We start from the raw sequence: 16,718 nt of genomic DNA on the forward strand, positions 1-16,718 counted from the left end.
CCGAACGCAATAGCCCAGAGGAGCAGAACGGTGGCCGCCACACTCAAGGACGTCGCAGCACTGGCGGGTGTCTCCATCAAGACCGTGTCGAACGTGGTCAACGGCTATGACTTCGTCAAACCGGAGAATCGGCGCAGGGTGCTCGCCGCGCTGGAAGCGACCGGTTATCGGCCGCATCGCGGCGCCCGCAATCTGCGGCGCGGCCGCACCGGATTCATCGCGCTGATGCTGCCCGAGCTGAGCATCCCGTACTTCGCCGAACTGTCCGGCCTGGTCATCACCGCCGCGCAGCGCCTGGACTGGGACGTCCTGATCGAGCAGACACAGGGCGCGCGAGACCAGGAACGCGCCGCGCTCGCGTCAATGGGCCCATACATGATCGACGGGGCGATCGTGAGCCCGCAGGCGCTCGAGCAAGCGGATTTCGCCGAGCTGTCCCCCGGCGTGCCACTGGTCATGCTCGGCGAGCACGACATCGAGGTGGCCATCGATCACGTGGCGATCGACAACGTGCGCGCGGCCCGCACCGCGGTCGGGCATCTGCTCGAGATCGGCAGGCGGCGCATCGCGGCGATCGGCGACAATCCGCGTCGCGGCACCGCGGCCTTGCGGCGCACCGGTTATCGGGAAGCGCTTGCCGCAGCGGGCCTCCCGGAACGCGGCGAGCTGATCGTGACGGCGTTGGAGTACCACCGGCGCGAAGGCGCACAGGCGATGCGGCAGCTCCTCGCGCTGCCGCAACCGCCGGACGCGGTCTTCTGTTTCAACGACCTGCTCGCCATCGGCGCGATCCGGACCTGCGCCGAGCAGGGGGTCCGGGTTCCCGAGGACGTGGCCATCGTCGGGTTCGACAACACCGAGGAGAGCGCGTTCAGCGTCCCGTCGCTGACCACCATCACCCCCGACAAAGCCGCCATCGCCAGGACCGCCGTCGACCTGCTGCACCGCCGCGGCACCGAAACCTTTGCGGCACAAGATATCGAGATCCCGTTCACGCTGGAGATCCGCGAAAGTACCGTCGGCCGCGGGGTTTGACCACCTTCGTCCGATCCGGCCCTCCCGACGTCTTCTATCTGTAACATGAAGACACACAATACTTTTCGTGATGTGGTCGCGCTGATGCGTGCGTCGTCTCGACGACGCACGCCACGTTGATTGCCTTCCGAAGGATGGTCAAATGTACTCTGCGGCTGCGCTACTCATCTCCGGACTCCTTGCGGCAACGCCGATTTCGGTGGATCAGACCGGCGCGGTCTGGCTGCACGACGACAGTTACGTATCCAAAGGTGTTGCGCATTCCTATGTCGACGTGCAATGTCCACGCGGGCAACGGGGGTGGACCTTGACCGTCCGCCTCACTGCGGTCGCGACCGGCCGGCCCACCGCGACCGGCTCGACGACCACGAACGTCACCTGCGACGGCGAGGACCGATGGCGCCAGCATCCCGTCGACGTCCGCCCCGACGCCGCGCCGTTCTTCGCAGGCCACGACGCGCGAAACGAGGGTGTCGCCGAACTCCGTGACCCCACTGGCACTCTCGCCGGTGCGGTCACGCGGCGGATGCACTTCTATCCATGGGACTAGGTCGGCAGACACTGGTTTTCGGGTCATGCCGGGCGCAGCGGGGACGGGCTAGGCTTCGCGCGACTCAGAGCTCGCTCCCCCGCTGCGGACGGAAGACTCGATGCGACACAGCACATCGTTGATTCGGATACCGATCATCGGAACGCTGATTGCCTGCGCGTTGGTGGCATCTGGTGCAACAGCCACCGCACAAGACAATCTCGGCGCCCAACTGGGATACACCACCACGCTCTGCTACGACCCGCTCACGTTCGCGACCATCACCGGCACCGCATCGAACCGCCCGGACGTCGGCGGCCCCGGCGGCGCCTACGTCAGCTACAACATCCAGCACTACCTGTTCGTCTACCCGCCGTGCGCCGTCACCGTCACCGCACACTGGCGCAACCTCGACACCGGCGCGGCCGGGTCGGTCGACATTCCGCTCAGCGGCGGGTGGGGCTTCGCGCTCCCGCTCAATCCGGGAGCATCCGGAAAGGCGGACATCGTCACCGGCCGTGGGCGGATCAGCATCAGCACCACGACCGACCGACCGCATCAGCCCACACCCACCGTCGAATTCACCGTCCGCTAGGAGGTGACAGCGGCCGCGGCGTCCACGATGCCGCGGCCGTAGAGCGGGGTGTAGACCCCGCGGCCCAGCAGTGGTGTCCGCGCGGTCGAGAGGATCGCGTTGTAGATGCTCGCCCGGTTCCGCCCCTGAGCAGCCAGCAGTGCCGCGACTCCGGCGACGTAGGGGCTCGACATCGATGACCCGGCGAGCGTGCCGTAATCCTGCTGGCCGCAGGTGCCCGCACCCGTCGGAAGCAGGGACCACACGTCGTCGTCGCAGTTGACCAGTGCCGCGCCGCCAGGAGCCGCGACCACCTTCAGGTCCGGCTTGAGGCCGAGTTCGGAGTACCAGGTCTTCAGCTGGTTGCGGTCGGTGGCGACCACGCAGATCACGTCGCGCGTGAATGCCGGATCCCGGCACAGCGGAGTCGCGGTGTTGCCTGCCGCGGCGATGACCGCGACGCCGTGGTTGAGCGCGTACCCGATCGCGTCCGAGAGGCGTGTTTCGAGCCCGAGCAGCGCCAGCAGCTGCTCATGGGGCAGACCGGCGAAGCTCATGTTGATGACGTTGGCGCCGTGGTCGGTAGCCCACCGGACACCGTCGGCCATGTCCTCGTAGAAGCCGATCGTCTCCAGCACCTTCACCGGCATGATCTTCGCGTCGGGTGCGGTGCCTGCGATGCCGATCCCGTTGTTGGTCGCCGCGGCCGCGATCCCCGCGACGTGTGTCCCGTGCACGTCGGCCGCGTCGCCGATGCCGTCGGTGCCCTTCCAGTCGCCGTCGCCGCACGGGCGTTGCCCTGCGGGGCAGTTGACGAAGGTGGCGCCGGGGACGAGCTTGCCCTGTAGGTCAGGGTGATGCAGGTCTACGCCGCTGTCGACCACCGCGATCACGACCCCGGCGCCGGTGCTCGACGCCCATGCCTGCGGGGCATTGATCTGCGTGAGGCCCCACTGCTTACCGAACAACGGGTCGTTGGGGGCCGCGTTCGACGGGGCCGCCAGGGCGACCACCGTGGCGGCAACTGTGCTGACGGCGAGCAACGCCGTCACATAGGTTCGCGTGCGCATGATTCGCATCGATTACTCCAAGATTTTCGGCAGCATCGCCCTGACTGGGCGTTGTGCCAGATTTATCCGGTAGCGACCAATTATGTTACTGGACAATTGCTCAGTAATTGATATTTGATCAGCGCGAGTCATGAGCAGCAATTTGTACTTTACTCAGCAGATTGCTACGACTATCTAATTGCAGAGACGAGCACATTTCGGCGGCCGTCCGCTACGAATTAATGAAGGCGGGACCGTGCCCGGAACACCTGGGCCGAGGTAGTGCGTCGGGCTCTGCGCGCCGATACTGCGGCACCGGGTCGGCGTGTCGTCATAGGCCTTGGCGGATTCCTTGATCAAGCCGATTACGCGCGCCGAGTCGCGGCGACCAGCGCATCGTGGAGGGCGGCGGCGCCGGGCGGGTGATCCTTCCAGTGCGCGGCGATGTGGCCGTCGGGGCGGACGAGCAATGCGCCGTGCGGGCCGAGATCGTAGGAGTCGAGGCACTCGTGGGGCAGGGGCTCGATATGCAGCGGCCATGCGGCGGTGCGCGGTTCGCGCCACGAGGTCGGCTCCGGGGTGAGGAGGGTGAACCATTCGCCGAGAGCGTCGAGAGTGGAGCGTCCGGCGGTGAGCCACTGGTGCGGCATGCGGTGGCCGGGCTGCGGGGTCGGGCGGTAATCCGTTCCGGCGTCCGGCAATTCGGAATGACCCCGCACCCCATCGCTACGCAATCCAGCCCCGTCGCCGGCGTCGTACGCGACGCCGAGCACCAGGCCGAGCTGGGCGAAATACGCCTCAGTCCAAGGCAGTTCGACCTCGGACTGCACCGAGCCCGCTTGTAGCTGCTCGCGGCGCTTGTGCTGCACCTGGATCATCAGTTGGGTGTTGGCCACCGCTTGGCCGAGCGTTCGGTGCGCGACGGGCTGTCGTTCCGTCGCGTAGCTCGCCAAAAGGCTTGGCGCGGCCCATCCTTGGCACACGCCAGCCAGTTTCCAGCACAGGTTGTGCACATCCCCGATGCCCGCGTTCATGCCGAGACCACCAACAATCGGCATACCGTGCGCCGCGTCGCCTGCCAGCACGATCCTGCCGTCGACGAAGTGATCGGCGACGAACGCGTTCAGCACCCAATGCTGCACCCGGAGCACGTCCAGGAGAACGTCGCCGCCGAGGGCACGTTGGACGACGGTGCGCCAATCTGTCTGTGCGGCATCCTCGGGCGTCGGCCCGAACCAGGCCCAGCCGCCCTCGGGATAGAGCGGAATCACGGTGCCGTAGGCGGTGAAGTAGACCCCGGCAGGTTGGTCGTCGGACCAGCGGCGCAGGTCGGCGTCGAACACGACGGTGGTGGTGTCGCCCAGCGCCCCCGGCCCGGTGGCGCCGATGCCGAGCTGTTGTCGGACAGTGGAATTCGCGCCATCGGCCGCGAGCAGATAGCGGGCCCGAACGTGGGTCCGCGCACCACTCGCGTGGTCGACGAGCACGCCGACGACCTGCTCGTCCTCCGTGCGCACCTCGCAGAGCTCGACGCCGAACCGCACCGGCGCGGACCCCGCGGCGAGCAGCACGGGTTCCAGCCGATCCTGCGAGGTGACCGCGCCGATCACCGGGCTCTCCGATATCGGCGCGTTGATCCCGACCATCCCCGCGCTGACGAAGTCGCTGCCAATGAAGGTGTCGCGGAAGCGAATACGACCATATTCGGGCGGGAACGCGCCTGCCACAATCGTGTCCGCCACCCCGAGTTGGCGAAAGATCTCCATCGACCGCACGTTCACCAGCCGAGACCGCGGAAACGGCGACAATTCGCGCCGCTTCTCCACCAGCAGCACCCGTACACCCCAGCGTTCCAGCAGCGCCCGCGCGGTGAGCCCGACCGGCCCACCACCGACGATCACTACATCCACCTCGGCGTCCGCGACGACCATGTCGAGCTCCTCCTGCTCACCCGAGTCCGGGCACGCCGGGGCTGAGTCCTCGGCTGCCCTCAACTCTCCGGGATGGCCGTCTCACCGGTCTTTCAGCAGCGTTTCACAGGCCCCGAACGAGCCCGTTGGCCCAGCCTGCGGTGAAGCAAGCTGGACCAACGGGTCCTTACTGCGCTATCCGGTCGCCTCCGCGTAGCGCAGGGTTATCGCCGGCCCCCTTGTCCGAAGGGCCAATTCGCCCATTCCTCGGACTGGGGTGCCTCGAGGCCGCGGTCCTTGTTGTCACCGATGCCACCCGGGTACAGGTATTCGTCGGCGGGGCGCTTCTTTCCGTTGAGCCAGGCGTCGAAGAACCCGTCCAGCTTCTTGGAAGTACGCGACTGGACGAACTGACGGAACTCGGGGATGGACGCGTTGCCATTCTTGTGGCTCTGCGCGAAATCGCGGACAGCGGCGAAGAATACGGCGTCGCCGACGGTGCGGCGCAGCGCGTGCAGGAACAGCGGGCCGCGCGAGTACACCGTGGTGAACTCCTTGCCTACCCCGGGATCGTAGAGCGGTGTTGCCCAAATGCCGCGCTGGTCAGCGGTACTGAGCGCCTTGAGGTAGATCTTGTCGGGGTCCTGCTTGCCGATCCGTTCCGGATACATGATGTCGGCGGTGTAGCTGGCGAAGCACTCGTTGAGGCAGACGTCCTTCCACTGCTTGACCGACACCGAGTCACCCCACCACTGGTGCGCGTTCTCGTGGATCACCGTGTTCAGGTCCACCCACGGCGCGTAGATCGGCCGCGTCTGGGTCTCGAGCGAGAACTGGAGGTCGGTGTCGACGTAGATGCCGCCGCCGGATTCGAACGGGTACTTGCCGTACAGCTGCTCTTCGAAGTCGAGGACCTTGGGAACCTGCTTCTCGAGCGACTGCTTCTGGACGGCGTTCGGCGCGAAGAAGCTCTCCAAAGGTGTTCCGTCGGCACGCTTCTGGCTCAGCTTGGTGAACTTCTCGATCGCGATCGTCGCCAGGTAGCCGACGATCGGGTCCTTGGCCTCCCAGGCGACGGTGTGCTTGCCGTTGGCCGCGGGGGTGTCGGAGACCTGCTTTCCGTTCGACGCGACGCCCCACGCCTTGGGCACGGTGGCGCGCAGGGACATGGTCGCCTTGTCGAGCGGCGTGTCGTTGAGCGGGAACCACGTTGTCGCCGAATGGGGTTCACCCGCGGCGAAGGCACCACCGGACGGCGAATACGTCCAGCCGTTGCCCTTGGTGTCGGCCGCGACGCCGGAGTAGTCGACGGTCACCGCGAACGGCTGCCCCTTGGGCAAGGCGGCCGAGGGCGTGACGACCAGCTCGTGCTCGCCGGTGCGCTGGAAGCGGGCCGTTTGACCGTTGACGGCAACGGATTTGACCGCGGGACCCGCGTAGTCGAGATTGAACGACGACAGATTCTGGGTGGCCCTGGCCGCGACCGTGGTCTTGCCGGTCAGGCGGTGGCTCGGCGGGTCGTAGTCGATGGCGATGTCGTAGTGCAGCGCGTCGTAACCCCCGTTGCCATCCTTGGGGTAGTAGGGGTCGCCGAGCCCGTCCGAGCCAGGATCCGCGGCAGCCGCGCCGTTCGCCGCATCCGGTGGCGGCGCACCCTCGCCGGGCGCCGCGGCGGCGATCGAGCTTCCGCCGACGATGAGCCCGAGCGCAATCAAGAAGGAGGACAAGCGTATCGGCCGCTGCCGCGATTTCGACGTGACACAGAACGGATCACGATGATCTGACGAACTCTGAAATTGCATGATAGACAACCTCTTTTGGTTGAAGATTTCGAAACAACACCCGAGGGTGTCAACAAATTTCATCCGATCGAATCTGAAATCAACAGCAGAGCAAGGTAACTTGATGCGGACCGCGCGGTGCAGCAATCATCCCATCGGCGTCTTTCGCGGTACGGAAATAAGATTAACAGAAGTTAAACGGAAGTTTAACAGTCAGAATCGCCTGCGTATCAAGGGTTTTGCTGGATTATGTAAACAATTGCCGCGAATGCACCGTGGAGCGGTATTTATGGACAGCCACGAAAGGCGCGCCAGAGCTACTGCACCCATGCATTTCCGGCATTTGACCTGGCCTTTTTACGCCGCTCCACACGAGCCGTCACCGAACTGAGATCTTCTCTCAAAAGACCAGGCGGTGAGCGAAAGTTATTGCCGCACAACATCGTTAGTTAACGAAACAAGAACATCTGATACCGCGTAGGTCAATACGCCTCGCTCGTCGACCCTGCGTACTTCCAATCGAATACATGTATCCCAGAAAAAGACAGAAATCATACGGCGCCGCCCTCGCGATACTCGCGATCAGCACAATGGTTTTCGCCGCAAGTCCCGGCGCATTCGCGCAGCCGCAGACGCCAGGATCCGACCTGTCCGCCGTGCCGAAAGAGGTGACGAAAGATCCCCAAGGCACCGTGCGGCAGGTAGTGCCCAAGGAGCCGATTCCCGTCCCCGTAGGCACACCCGCCGAAGCACCGAAGGCGGCCCAGGCCCACGCGGGCGGCGTCGCAAAGTCGTTCAACGGCAATAAAGTCGGCGACCTGGTGGTCGACAGCACCTTCGCAGTCGGCAACGGAACGACGGTGCGCCTGCGCCAGGAAATCGACTCCGTCCCGGTTTTCGCCGCCGCGGTATCGCAGTCGCTGGCCGCGGACGGATCGCTGCTCGCCGCGACCGGATCGCTCTCGCAGCGCTCGCAGGGCAAGTACCCGTCGACGAAACCCTCGGAGGCCGTTGGCAAGACGGCCATCGCGAAGCTTGCGGGCCAGGCCAAGCTCCCGGCCGACAAATTCACCATCGCCCGGGTCACGCCCTACTGGTACGACGCGCAGCTGGCGTCGGTTCCCGACGCCAAGAGCGTGGCGGTCCCGGCGTTCAAGGTCGATGTCCACGGCGACGGCGACAAGAACAAGCCGGGTCGCTGGGTCGTGTTCGTCGACGCCACCGACACCGGCAAGGTGCTCGACAGCTGGGACGACAGCAAGCACGTCAATCGTGTTGTCTGCGATGCCAAGAGCGAGCGGGTCGACATCGAGAGCCCCGACGACCCGACCGTCTGCGGCAGCAGCAGCGGCTTCGCCGCCACGAGGAAGGAAGGCCAAGGCCCGGTCGGAATTGCCGACGTCGACAACATCTTCGACTACTTCGGGACGACCGAAGGGTTCTACGCGAAGTACACCCAGCTGCGGAACCTGACCGATCTCATCGGCTCCGACACCAGGGACGGCAACGGAAAAGCATTGCGCGGCACCGTGCGCATCTGCACGACCGACGAGTGCCCCTACGCCAACGCGTTCTGGACCGGCGATCACATGGCCTTCGGCAGCGGCCTCGCCACCGAGGACATCACCGGCCACGAACTCAGCCACGGCGTCACCGAGCACACCAGCGGGTTGGTCTACCGCAATGAGCCCGGCGCGATCAACGAGTCGATGTCGGACATCTTCGGCGAGCTGGTCTTCCTCACCAACACCTCGAACCCGTGCAACATCCCCGCCAACCGGTGGCAGATCGGTGCCTGCAGCTCGCTCGGCGTGATCCGCGATATGCAGAACCCGAAGGCGCACCGGCAGCCCGACACCTACAAGGGACCGAACTGGTACACCGGCAGCAATCAGTCGGTGCTGGTGCACACCAACAGCGGGGTCGGCAACAAGGCCGCGCAGTTGATGGTGGACGGCGGCAGCCTCAACGGCCAGGCCGTCACCGCGATCGGCCTGCCGAAGACCGCGGCGCTGTACTGGACCACCCAGACGGTGCTGACGGCCAACTCCACCTACGGATCGTTGGCCAGCGCCCTGGTGACAGCGTGCAACACCAACGTCCGCAACGGAGTCGCGGGGACAACGGCCGCCGATTGTGTCCAGGTGGACAACGCGATCAAGGCCGTCAAGCTGCCGCGCTTGAACCAGAGCACCTAGTAGTCCTGAGCCGAAACCGAATGTCTCACCGCGCTTTCCGGGCGCGGTGAGACATTCGGTGCGTCTGAACCAACTCCTACACTGCTCACGCTGCGGGAACTGGCCTGCGGTAATACCCGGCGGATGAACTACTCCACAGGTTCCAGGTACACCGGGAGCTGGCGGTGACCGTTGGAGACGAAACTACCCACCGGCGCCAATTCCGCTGGGTCGACGGCGAATTGCATCTTCGGGAAGCGCTCGAAGATCGCGGGCAGCGCGATCGCCGCCTCCAGCCGGGCCAGCGGTGCGCCGATGCAGTGATGGGCGCCGTGGCCGAAGGACAGGTGGTCCTTGTTGCTGCGGTGCACATCGAAGTCGTCGGCGGTGGCGCCGTGCACCTTCGGGTCACGACCCGCGGCCGCGTACGAGGCAAGAATGGCTTCGCCCTTGGGGATTCGCCAGCCATCCAGCTCGATATCCTCGACGGCGTAGCGCAGCGGCAGGTGCGCGACCGGCGCCTCCACCCGCAGCGTCTCCTCGACCAGGTCGGACCACGGCACCCGGCCCTCGACGACATCGGCGCGCTGCTCCTGGTGCGTCAGCAGCGCGAAGATCGCCTGATCGAGCAGGTTGACGGTGGTCTCGTGCCCGGCGTTGATGACGAGCATCAGGGTGTCGACGAGTTCCTTCTCGGACAACTGCGAGCCGTCTTCGTCGCGGGTGGCGATCAGGACGCTCGTGACGTCGTCGCCTGGCGAGTCTCTCCGATAGGCGACGAGTTCGCTGACCAGCCGATACATGTCGAGGTAGTTGGCCTGGGCTTGTTCCGGCGTGAACGAGGTGTCGAAGAACCCGTCGACACACTTGTGCAGTCCGGGACCGAGATGATCGGGCACGCCCATCATCTCGGTGATCACCTGGATCGGCACCGGATACGCGAATCGTGCACGCAGGTCTACCGATTCACCGCGCGGAGTGGCGGCCAACGCGGTCAGCAGGCCGTCGGTGATCGCCTCGATGCGCGGCCGCAACTCGGTCGTCCGACGGTGGGTGAACGCGGGCGACACCAGCTTGCGCAGCCGCCGGTGCTCCGTGCCGTAGGCGGTGAACATGTTGTCCACCGCCACCCACGGATGTAACGGCCACGCCTCGGTGATCTCGCCGTTGATGAACGAAGACCAATGCTGCCGAGCGTCTTTCGAGACGCGCGGGTCGGCGAGGAGGCCCTTGAGCACCGTGGCGTCGGTCACCGACCAGGCAGGTACGCCGCCGGGCAGCGCGACAAGGGCGACGGGTCCGCGCGCCCGGATCCGTGCGTTCTCGCCCTGGATATCGGCACCGGTCAGGTCGAGGACTATCGGTTCATGCTCCATCAGACGCTCCTTACAGCAAGTTCAACGGCGGAGATTTGGGGAAGACGACCGGCAGCGACGCGATGGCACGGTGGAACGGCCCTGGCCGCCAGGTCAATTCGCCTGCGGGCATGGCGAGCTGCATCTCGGGCAGCGCGTCGAGCAGCTGATCGATGGCGTCCTGCACGATCAGGTACGCGACCGACTTGGCCGGGCAGGCGTGCGGGCCTGCGCTCCACGCCAGGTGCGAGCGGTTGCCAGTGCGGTCACCGCCGCGGATCTCCGGGTCGTTGTTGCAGCCGGCCAGGCTGATGAGCACCGGCTGGTGCGCGGGCAGCCAGTTGTTGTCGATCAGAATCGGCTGGCGCGGATAGGACGTGCAGAAGTTCGCCATGGGCGGGTCGTTGAACAGCACTTCGTCGAGCGCATCCCTGGTCGACAGGCTGCCGCCGAGCACATCGCCGCCGAAGCGATCGTCGGTGACCATCAGCAGCAGGGTGTTGATGATCAGGTTCTGCTGCGGTTCGATGCCCGCGCCGTAGAAGCTGATCAGCTGCGAGAGCATTTCCACGTCGTCGAGGTTCGCCGGGTGGTGCGCCAGGCGCGATGTCACGTCGTCGCCGGGTTCCGCGCGCCGCAACGCGATCAACTCCAGCAGCGCCTCGCTCAGCATCTGCATGCCCTCGGCCGCGTTGACCGTGTCGAACAGCGCGGCCATGCCCGTCGCCACCCGCTGCCCCAATTCGGCTGAGCAGCCCACCATTTGGTTGAGCACCTCGAAGACGAGCGGAAACGCGTACTGGGTGACCAGATCTGCGGATCCGGTGGCGCAGAAGGTGTTGATCAGCGGGATCGCGATCTGCTCGACCGTGGAATGCAGGGCGTGCAGGTCGATTCCATCGATGGCGGCGGTGTAGGCCTGTCTATACCGCGCGTGCGCGGCGCCGCTGTTGCGCAGCGCGTTCGGATACCACTCCATCATCGGCTTGATGGGCGAATCCTCGGGCACACTCTGCTGCCAGGTCCGGGGATCGGCCGGAAAGTGTTCGGGGTCATTGAGAATGCGCAGCGCGGTCTGGTAGCCGACCACCAGGGTGGCAGGCACGCCGGGGGCCAACTCGATCGGCACCAGCGAGCCGTAGCGGCGCCGCATGTCGGCGTACGCGCGATGCGGGTCGGCGGCGAACTCCTCGGTGTGCAGGAGTACCCGGGGACCGTCGGTGTCGACGGGTGATCCGTGTGCCACGGGGCAGACCCCTGACGTGCGGCTTTCGGGCGCGGGCGCGGGGAACTGTGAGGTGGTCAAAGGCATGGCTCCAGAGGTCGTCGGCGCGGGACACGTGCCTCGGTCACGTGCGTCTCGAGAGGTCGGAGGTGTATCAGGTTCCATCCGACCATAGGGGACCTCACGGTAGAGCTGCACGTCGAGGACCGGAACATGCTGCGGGGACCCCGGATACACCGGTGATATGTCACAGATCATGCAGGCCAGCCGATTTCGACGAATGCACTGCGTAACCCCCCGGCCGGACCAACCTGTCACCCCGCTTCGGCGACCCGATCACGGTAGCAGCGTTGCGGCAGAATCTCATTCGATGCGGCAACATGTTGCAGGTCAGCGCTGGCGCGGACGGCCAGGTTGCCGGCCACCGACAAACCGGTTGGGCTGCTGGGGAATACCGCGACCGATCAGCTCCGGACGGTGGCAGCACTCCAGTGCGGATCACGACCGGTGATCCCCACGATCCGGTCGATCAGGCTCTCCCCCGATACCTCGACCGCCGGACCCCACAGCTCAGGGACGGGCGCATTCGGCACGAACACGGCGACGTGCTCGAGGCACGCGCGCAACGTCTCGTCGGGAAGCGCAAAGGATTGACCGGTGGCTCGCGCGAGATCCCAGCCGTGCACGACCAATTCGGTGAGCACGATCTTGCCCCACACCTCGTTCGCCAGGTCCGGACCATCGGGCGCCGCGGTACTGCCCTGCCAGACGGCCGGGTCGTCCCACACCGTGCCGAGCTCGGACAGCCGCTCTGCGATGTTGCGGCGCGGGTCGGGCCCTTCGACGGGCTCGGGGGTGGCGTCCAGCTCCTTGCGTGCGAGCGCGACGAACCCCCGCGCAACCACATCGACATGATCGATGAGCAGCGCGACGCTGTACTCACTGCAAGGGGTCGGGTTGGTCAGCTGATCGTTGGCAGTGCCGACCAGCAGGCCGATCATCGTGTCGCAGGCAGGCTTCAAGTCGATCATGGCGATCCTTCCTCGGGCAGCACTCTGAGCAGTGGCACCTGCCCTTACCGAGGTAGACGCTCCAGGGGAGCGAAACTCATCGCTACCCCGCCGACGGCCGCTAATTGACCTGGTAGAGCCAGGTTTGCGGGTTCACGAGGTCACCGGTGGCAGTCCACCGATAAGTACGGGCCAGACCGGGACCGTCGTATCCCCGCAGGTATTCGACCAAGCTCGCGCGAGTAGTCCGGCCTGCGGCAATGCCCTTCAGGAGGATCGTCGTGAGGTCATAGGCTTCCACCGCACCGGGGCCAGGGGCTTGTCCGGTGCGCGTTCGATAGTCGTTGGCGAACTGGCTGACGACGGGTCCGCACGAGCAGGACACGATCGCGCCGGCGGACGAATTGCCTGCCTGGGCAATGAAGTCGGGGGTGAGGGTGGTTTCCGCCGAGACGAAACGCGCGCCGACTCCGGCACGCCTCAGCTGCTCGAGCACTGCGGCTCCCTCTTCGTAGAAGCCGGAGAAGAACACCGCGTCCGGGTCGGCGGCCGTGACCTTGGCGACCACGGTGGCGAAGTCGCGATCGCCCTTCTCGATATCCACCGCCGCACAGCGCGGATCGGTCACGGAACCCAGTGCGGCGACGACGTTTCCGGCGACGCTCTTGCCGTAGCCGCTCCGGTCCTGCACCACACAAACCTTGCCGAAGGTGCCTGCCAGATACTTCCCCAACGCGGTGCCCTGCACGTCATCGGCGGCCAAACCGCGGAAGAAGGCGCGCCAACCATTGCCGGACAGGGTGGGATCGGTCGCCGACGGCGTGAGGAAGGGCAGCCCTGCGCCATCGAGAACCGTTCCGACAGCCTGGATTTCGGCGGAGAACACCGGCCCGATCAGCGCGACGATCGATGGGTCGTTCGCGATCTGGGTGGCAACGTTCGCGGCAGTCGACGGATCGATGTCGAACTTCTTCAGCGCGACAGGGCAGCCCGGGTTCGCCTTGGTGAACTCGTCGACGGCCAGCTGCACGCCGCCGCCGACCCCGGCTTCCGGACCAGCTGTCGTCGCGATGGTGACGGGTGTGCACGTCGCTTTGCCGTCGCCCGTGGAGGTCGCTGCGGTACTCGATCTGGAGATCTCTTTGCCCTGGGCGTCGAGCTGGACCAGCGGCGCCAAGGCCTTTGGCGCACTCGCCGTTCCTGGCGCGATGGCGCCGGACCAGACGATGGTTCGTGATGCGTCGGTCCGCGGCTTGTCCGGGTCCGATTGCCCGACGACCCAGACGACTCCCGCCACCAGCGCGACGACGACCAGTGCGGCCACCCCGACGCCGAGATAGCGCGCAGTCGGGCGTCGCGCCACCAGCGTCGCTTTCGCGGGCTGGCTCGTGCCAGCCGTCGGCGTGCGCGGCGGCGTCCACGACTGTGGCACCGTCGGTGCGGAAACAGGATGCGCCACAGAGTCTTCCGCCAGACTGCGGGTGATCGCGACGGAATCAGTGTTGGACGCCAACGCTTCCCGTGCCGCGGTGGCGAATTCGGTACAGGACGCGAACCGTTCAGCGGGACGCTTGGCCAGCGCCTTCGCCAGCACTGCATCCAACGCGGCAGGCAGACCTGTCCTGCGGTCACGGGCCGAGGGCGGCGGCTGCTGCAGATGCCCGGCGATCGTGGCGGCCGGGCTGTCCGACTCGAACGGCGCCGTCCCCGTCAACAGCCAGAACAGGCTGCACGCCAACGCATATTGATCGGTTCGATGGTCGACCGTCGTCGCCGACAGCTGCTCGGGCGCCGCGTAGGCCAGCGTCGCGGTGAAGGTGCCGGTCCTGGTCAGTTGCCTGGACTCATCGCGAAGGCGCGCGATCCCGAAGTCCGTCAACAGGACCCGCTCCCCCTGCCCCGCCGTCGCGTGCGCGAGCAAGATGTTCGCCGGCTTCACATCGCGGTGCAGCACCCCGACGGCGTGCGCGTAATCCAGCGCCTTCGCCGTCTCCGCGATGATCTCCACCGCCCGTTCCGGCGCCAGCGACCGCGGCTCGAGCGCACCGGCGTCGACACCGTCGACGTACTGCATCGAGATCCAGCGCACGTCTTCGTCGACGCCCCGGTCGTACACCGCGACGATGTTCGGATGGTCCAACCGCGCGACCAGTTCCGCTTCGCGCTCGAAGCGCGCCTGCATCTCCTTGTCGGCGTGCAGGTTCGTGCTGAGCAACTTCAACGCGATCCGCCGTGGCAGCCGCGGGTGCCGCGCCAGATACACCGACCCCATACCGCCGCGACCCAGCCTGCGCTCGATCACGTATCCGGCGAAAACCTCACCAGCGCGCAGCATCCCGTCCTCTCAGCGGCCCCGACCCGTACCCACCCTCGGCACGACCTGCCGACCCGAGCCGAACTATTGGGTCGTCACCGGCCACGACATGGACCGGCCGCCCACCCGCTCATCGTAGCCAGGGAACGTGTCGGCACCAGGGACATAGCCGGCACACCCAAAACGTGGTCGCGACGACCCCGGTCCTTCGATACGGTGCAACCGACGACCATGGCGCGGCAAGGTCGGCGCGAAGGGCTGGATGAGCGTGCGCGCCGCGCTGACGGTGCTGGCGTCGGGGCGGAGCCTGAGCGCGATGCTGCGCGCCTCGGTGGCGTTCACCGGAGATGTGGACACGGTGGCGACGATCGCGTTCGCCGCGGCGGCACGGTGACCGGAGATCGAACAGGATCTGCCCGCCGCGCTGGTGAATGGGCTGGAGAACGGCGCGTTCGGCCGCGACTACCTGCGAGACCTCGACGCGCAATTGCTCGCTGCGCTGTGAGCAGCGGCGGGAATTCCGTTGACCGGCAGGCGCGCGGTCCAGCAGGCTCGGTCTCGTGCAGGAGAATACGGAGCCGGTCACGCTCGAGTCGTTGACGGAAGACAACCTTCCGTTGCTGCTCAACGCTGCGGTTCGCGACGCCGATCCGCTGGAGGTCATGCCTCCGGTGGACGGCGAGCCAGGCTGGAACGCTGAACGCAGGCAGGCATTTCTCGAATTCCATCGCGGGCGGTCACTGCGGGCGGACCAGCCGGTGGAGTACACCTATGTGATCGCGGTGGGCGGCCGGGTCGTCGGAGCCGCGCGGCTGCAACCGGTCGAGGATGGTGTCGAAGCGGGCGTCTGGATCGGGCGCTCCGATCGTGGGCACGGTGTCGGCCGCGCCGTCGCCGAGCAACTACGCGCGCTCGCGGTCCAGGTCGGTGCCCGCCGCATCGTGGCCGTCACCACGGTCGACAACCCGGCGGCACGCCAACTACTCGACACCGCGGCCTCGACCGTCAGCGGCGATACTGTCACCGCCACCCTCGACCTCGGGTAGCGCCGCATCCGAAAACCCTGTGGCAGAGTGGGATCGATGGCTGGCATCGATTGGCAACACAACACCTTCTACCACCGGTTTCTGCTGCGCCAACTGCCGAACCCGTGCGCACGAGTCCTCGACGTCGGCTGCGGCGCAGGTGCGTTCGCGACCGAACTGGCCGACCACGCGGACCACGTCGACGCCATCGACCGCTCCCCCGTCATGATCGACGCGGCCGAACAGCGGTCCCCGAGCAACGTCACCTACCTCCTCGGCGACATCCTGGACCAGCCGCTGCCCGACGAGACCTACGACGCGATCGTCTCAATCAGCACCCTGCACCATCTGCCGCTCGACGAGGTCCTGCCGATCCTTGCCAAGGCATTGCGCCCCGGCGGCGTCCTCGCCGCCGTCGCCCTGCCCCGCACCGACCTCCCGCGCGAACTGCCTATCGAACTGCTGGCGGCCCTTGGCCACCGAGCCTTCGGCGCGGTGTTCGCGGTTCTTCGCGCGGCAGGCCGCGGCAACTGGCACGCCCGCGAATCGAACGACGCCGACATGCCGGTGGTCCTCGACCCACCGCTGACCACCCACCAGGTTCGTCAACAGGTGACCGCGCTGCTCCCCGGCGCACGGGTGCGCCGCCTGGTCTATTGGCGCTATTCCCTGGTGTGGCACAAGCCGATCGGCTGAACGATCATCCGGCGCTCATTCGAGGTGGATGACCGTGA

14 protein-coding genes are annotated in these 16,718 nt (G+C 66.4%); 7 read left to right on the forward strand and 7 right to left on the reverse strand.

The genetic code is table 11. From position 1 onward, the window contains the following. The first annotated feature begins 30 nt into the window (after positions 1–30). The 3 genes from ACGFNJ_RS38735 (at position 31) to ACGFNJ_RS38745 (ending at position 2,159) form a co-directional block, all read left to right on the forward strand. On the forward strand, positions 31–1,035 hold the full coding sequence (locus ACGFNJ_RS38735) for a LacI family DNA-binding transcriptional regulator (RefSeq protein ID WP_393460418.1): 1,005 nt from the start codon (positions 31–33) through the stop codon (positions 1,033–1,035). 142 nt (positions 1,036–1,177) lie between these two features. After that, a complete protein-coding gene (locus ACGFNJ_RS38740; RefSeq protein WP_393460421.1) occupies positions 1,178–1,585 on the forward strand; it encodes a hypothetical protein in 408 nt (135 codons plus the stop codon). 100 nt (positions 1,586–1,685) lie between these two features. Then, on the forward strand, positions 1,686–2,159 hold the full coding sequence (locus ACGFNJ_RS38745; RefSeq protein ID WP_393460424.1) for a hypothetical protein: 474 nt from the start codon (positions 1,686–1,688) through the stop codon (positions 2,157–2,159). Here the strand turns inward: ACGFNJ_RS38745 and ACGFNJ_RS38750 are convergent. The 3 genes from ACGFNJ_RS38750 to ACGFNJ_RS38760 form a co-directional block, all read right to left on the reverse strand. Further along, the gene (locus tag ACGFNJ_RS38750) at positions 2,156–3,217 is read right to left on the reverse strand and encodes a S8 family serine peptidase (RefSeq protein ID WP_393460427.1); all 1,062 of its coding nucleotides are present in this window, start codon (positions 3,215–3,217) and stop codon (positions 2,156–2,158) included. The two genes, ACGFNJ_RS38745 and ACGFNJ_RS38750, sit on opposite strands and share 4 nt — an antisense overlap. 335 nt (positions 3,218–3,552) lie before the next feature. After that, positions 3,553–5,118, reverse strand: a complete 1,566-nt coding sequence (locus ACGFNJ_RS38755) for an FAD-dependent monooxygenase (RefSeq protein ID WP_393460430.1) — start codon at positions 5,116–5,118, stop codon at positions 3,553–3,555. A gap of 203 nt (positions 5,119–5,321) precedes the next feature. Beyond that, positions 5,322–6,824, reverse strand: coding sequence for a M1 family metallopeptidase (locus ACGFNJ_RS38760; protein ID WP_393460433.1), 1,503 nt, complete (start codon positions 6,822–6,824; stop codon positions 5,322–5,324). Between the two features lie 581 nt (positions 6,825–7,405). Between ACGFNJ_RS38760 and ACGFNJ_RS38765 the strand changes: the two genes are divergently transcribed. Beyond that, positions 7,406–9,076 carry a M4 family metallopeptidase gene (locus ACGFNJ_RS38765; RefSeq protein ID WP_393460436.1) on the forward strand — a complete coding sequence of 557 codons (1,671 nt, stop codon included), beginning with the start codon at positions 7,406–7,408 and terminating at the stop codon, positions 9,074–9,076. Between the two features lie 128 nt (positions 9,077–9,204). On the opposite strand, the gene ACGFNJ_RS38770 is transcribed toward ACGFNJ_RS38765, so the two are convergent. The 4 genes from ACGFNJ_RS38770 to ACGFNJ_RS38785 form a co-directional block, all read right to left on the reverse strand. Next, positions 9,205–10,431 (reverse strand): cytochrome P450, encoded by a 1,227-nt coding sequence (locus tag ACGFNJ_RS38770; RefSeq protein ID WP_393460439.1) that lies wholly within the window; start codon positions 10,429–10,431, stop codon positions 9,205–9,207. A 10-nt stretch (positions 10,432–10,441) separates the two neighbouring features. Continuing rightward, positions 10,442–11,722 (reverse strand): cytochrome P450, encoded by a 1,281-nt coding sequence (locus ACGFNJ_RS38775; RefSeq protein ID WP_393460442.1) that lies wholly within the window; start codon positions 11,720–11,722, stop codon positions 10,442–10,444. Between the two features lie 377 nt (positions 11,723–12,099). Beyond that, a complete protein-coding gene (locus ACGFNJ_RS38780; protein WP_393460445.1) occupies positions 12,100–12,666 on the reverse strand; it encodes a TIGR03086 family metal-binding protein in 567 nt (188 codons plus the stop codon). Positions 12,667–12,766: 100 nt separating this feature from the next. Further along, entirely contained in the window at positions 12,767–14,980 is a 2,214-nt protein-coding gene (locus ACGFNJ_RS38785; RefSeq protein WP_393460448.1) for an ABC transporter substrate-binding protein, read from the reverse strand. A gap of 241 nt (positions 14,981–15,221) precedes the next feature. Here ACGFNJ_RS38785 and ACGFNJ_RS38790 point away from each other — a divergent pair, with 241 nt between their 5' ends. The 3 genes from ACGFNJ_RS38790 (at position 15,222) to ACGFNJ_RS38800 (ending at position 16,680) form a co-directional block, all read left to right on the forward strand. Then, positions 15,222–15,353 carry a hypothetical protein gene (locus tag ACGFNJ_RS38790; protein WP_393460451.1) on the forward strand — a complete coding sequence of 44 codons (132 nt, stop codon included), beginning with the start codon at positions 15,222–15,224 and terminating at the stop codon, positions 15,351–15,353. Between the two features lie 166 nt (positions 15,354–15,519). Beyond that, on the forward strand, positions 15,520–16,005 hold the full coding sequence (locus ACGFNJ_RS38795; RefSeq protein WP_393460454.1) for a GNAT family N-acetyltransferase: 486 nt from the start codon (positions 15,520–15,522) through the stop codon (positions 16,003–16,005). A gap of 36 nt (positions 16,006–16,041) precedes the next feature. Further along, positions 16,042–16,680 carry a class I SAM-dependent methyltransferase gene (locus ACGFNJ_RS38800; RefSeq protein ID WP_393460457.1) on the forward strand — a complete coding sequence of 213 codons (639 nt, stop codon included), beginning with the start codon at positions 16,042–16,044 and terminating at the stop codon, positions 16,678–16,680. Positions 16,681–16,718 lie beyond the last annotated feature (38 nt).

The sequence above is a fragment of the Nocardia sp. NPDC049149 genome (assembly GCF_043197455.1).
In the GTDB taxonomy this organism is placed as follows: Bacteria; Actinomycetota; Actinomycetes; order Mycobacteriales; family Mycobacteriaceae; genus Nocardia.

Bases quoted from the DNA above. Each gene is read 5' to 3' on its own strand.
- ACGFNJ_RS38745 (WP_393460424.1), top strand. From the start codon at position 1,686: ATGCGACACAGCACATCGTTGATTCGGATACCGATCATCGGAACGCTG.
- ACGFNJ_RS38770 (WP_393460439.1), bottom strand. From the start codon at position 10,431: ATGGAGCATGAACCGATAGTCCTCGACCTGACCGGTGCCGATATCCAG.
- ACGFNJ_RS38775 (WP_393460442.1), bottom strand. From the start codon at position 11,722: ATGCCTTTGACCACCTCACAGTTCCCCGCGCCCGCGCCCGAAAGCCGC.
- ACGFNJ_RS38790 (WP_393460451.1), top strand. From the start codon at position 15,222: ATGAGCGTGCGCGCCGCGCTGACGGTGCTGGCGTCGGGGCGGAGCCTG.
- ACGFNJ_RS38750 (WP_393460427.1), bottom strand. From the start codon at position 3,217: ATGCGAATCATGCGCACGCGAACCTATGTGACGGCGTTGCTCGCCGTC.
- ACGFNJ_RS38755 (WP_393460430.1), bottom strand. From the start codon at position 5,118: ATGGTCGTCGCGGACGCCGAGGTGGATGTAGTGATCGTCGGTGGTGGG.
- ACGFNJ_RS38785 (WP_393460448.1), bottom strand. From the start codon at position 14,980: ATGCTGCGCGCTGGTGAGGTTTTCGCCGGATACGTGATCGAGCGCAGG.
- ACGFNJ_RS38780 (WP_393460445.1), bottom strand. From the start codon at position 12,666: ATGATCGACTTGAAGCCTGCCTGCGACACGATGATCGGCCTGCTGGTC.
- ACGFNJ_RS38800 (WP_393460457.1), top strand. From the start codon at position 16,042: ATGGCTGGCATCGATTGGCAACACAACACCTTCTACCACCGGTTTCTG.
- ACGFNJ_RS38740 (WP_393460421.1), top strand. From the start codon at position 1,178: ATGTACTCTGCGGCTGCGCTACTCATCTCCGGACTCCTTGCGGCAACG.
- ACGFNJ_RS38765 (WP_393460436.1), top strand. From the start codon at position 7,406: ATGTATCCCAGAAAAAGACAGAAATCATACGGCGCCGCCCTCGCGATA.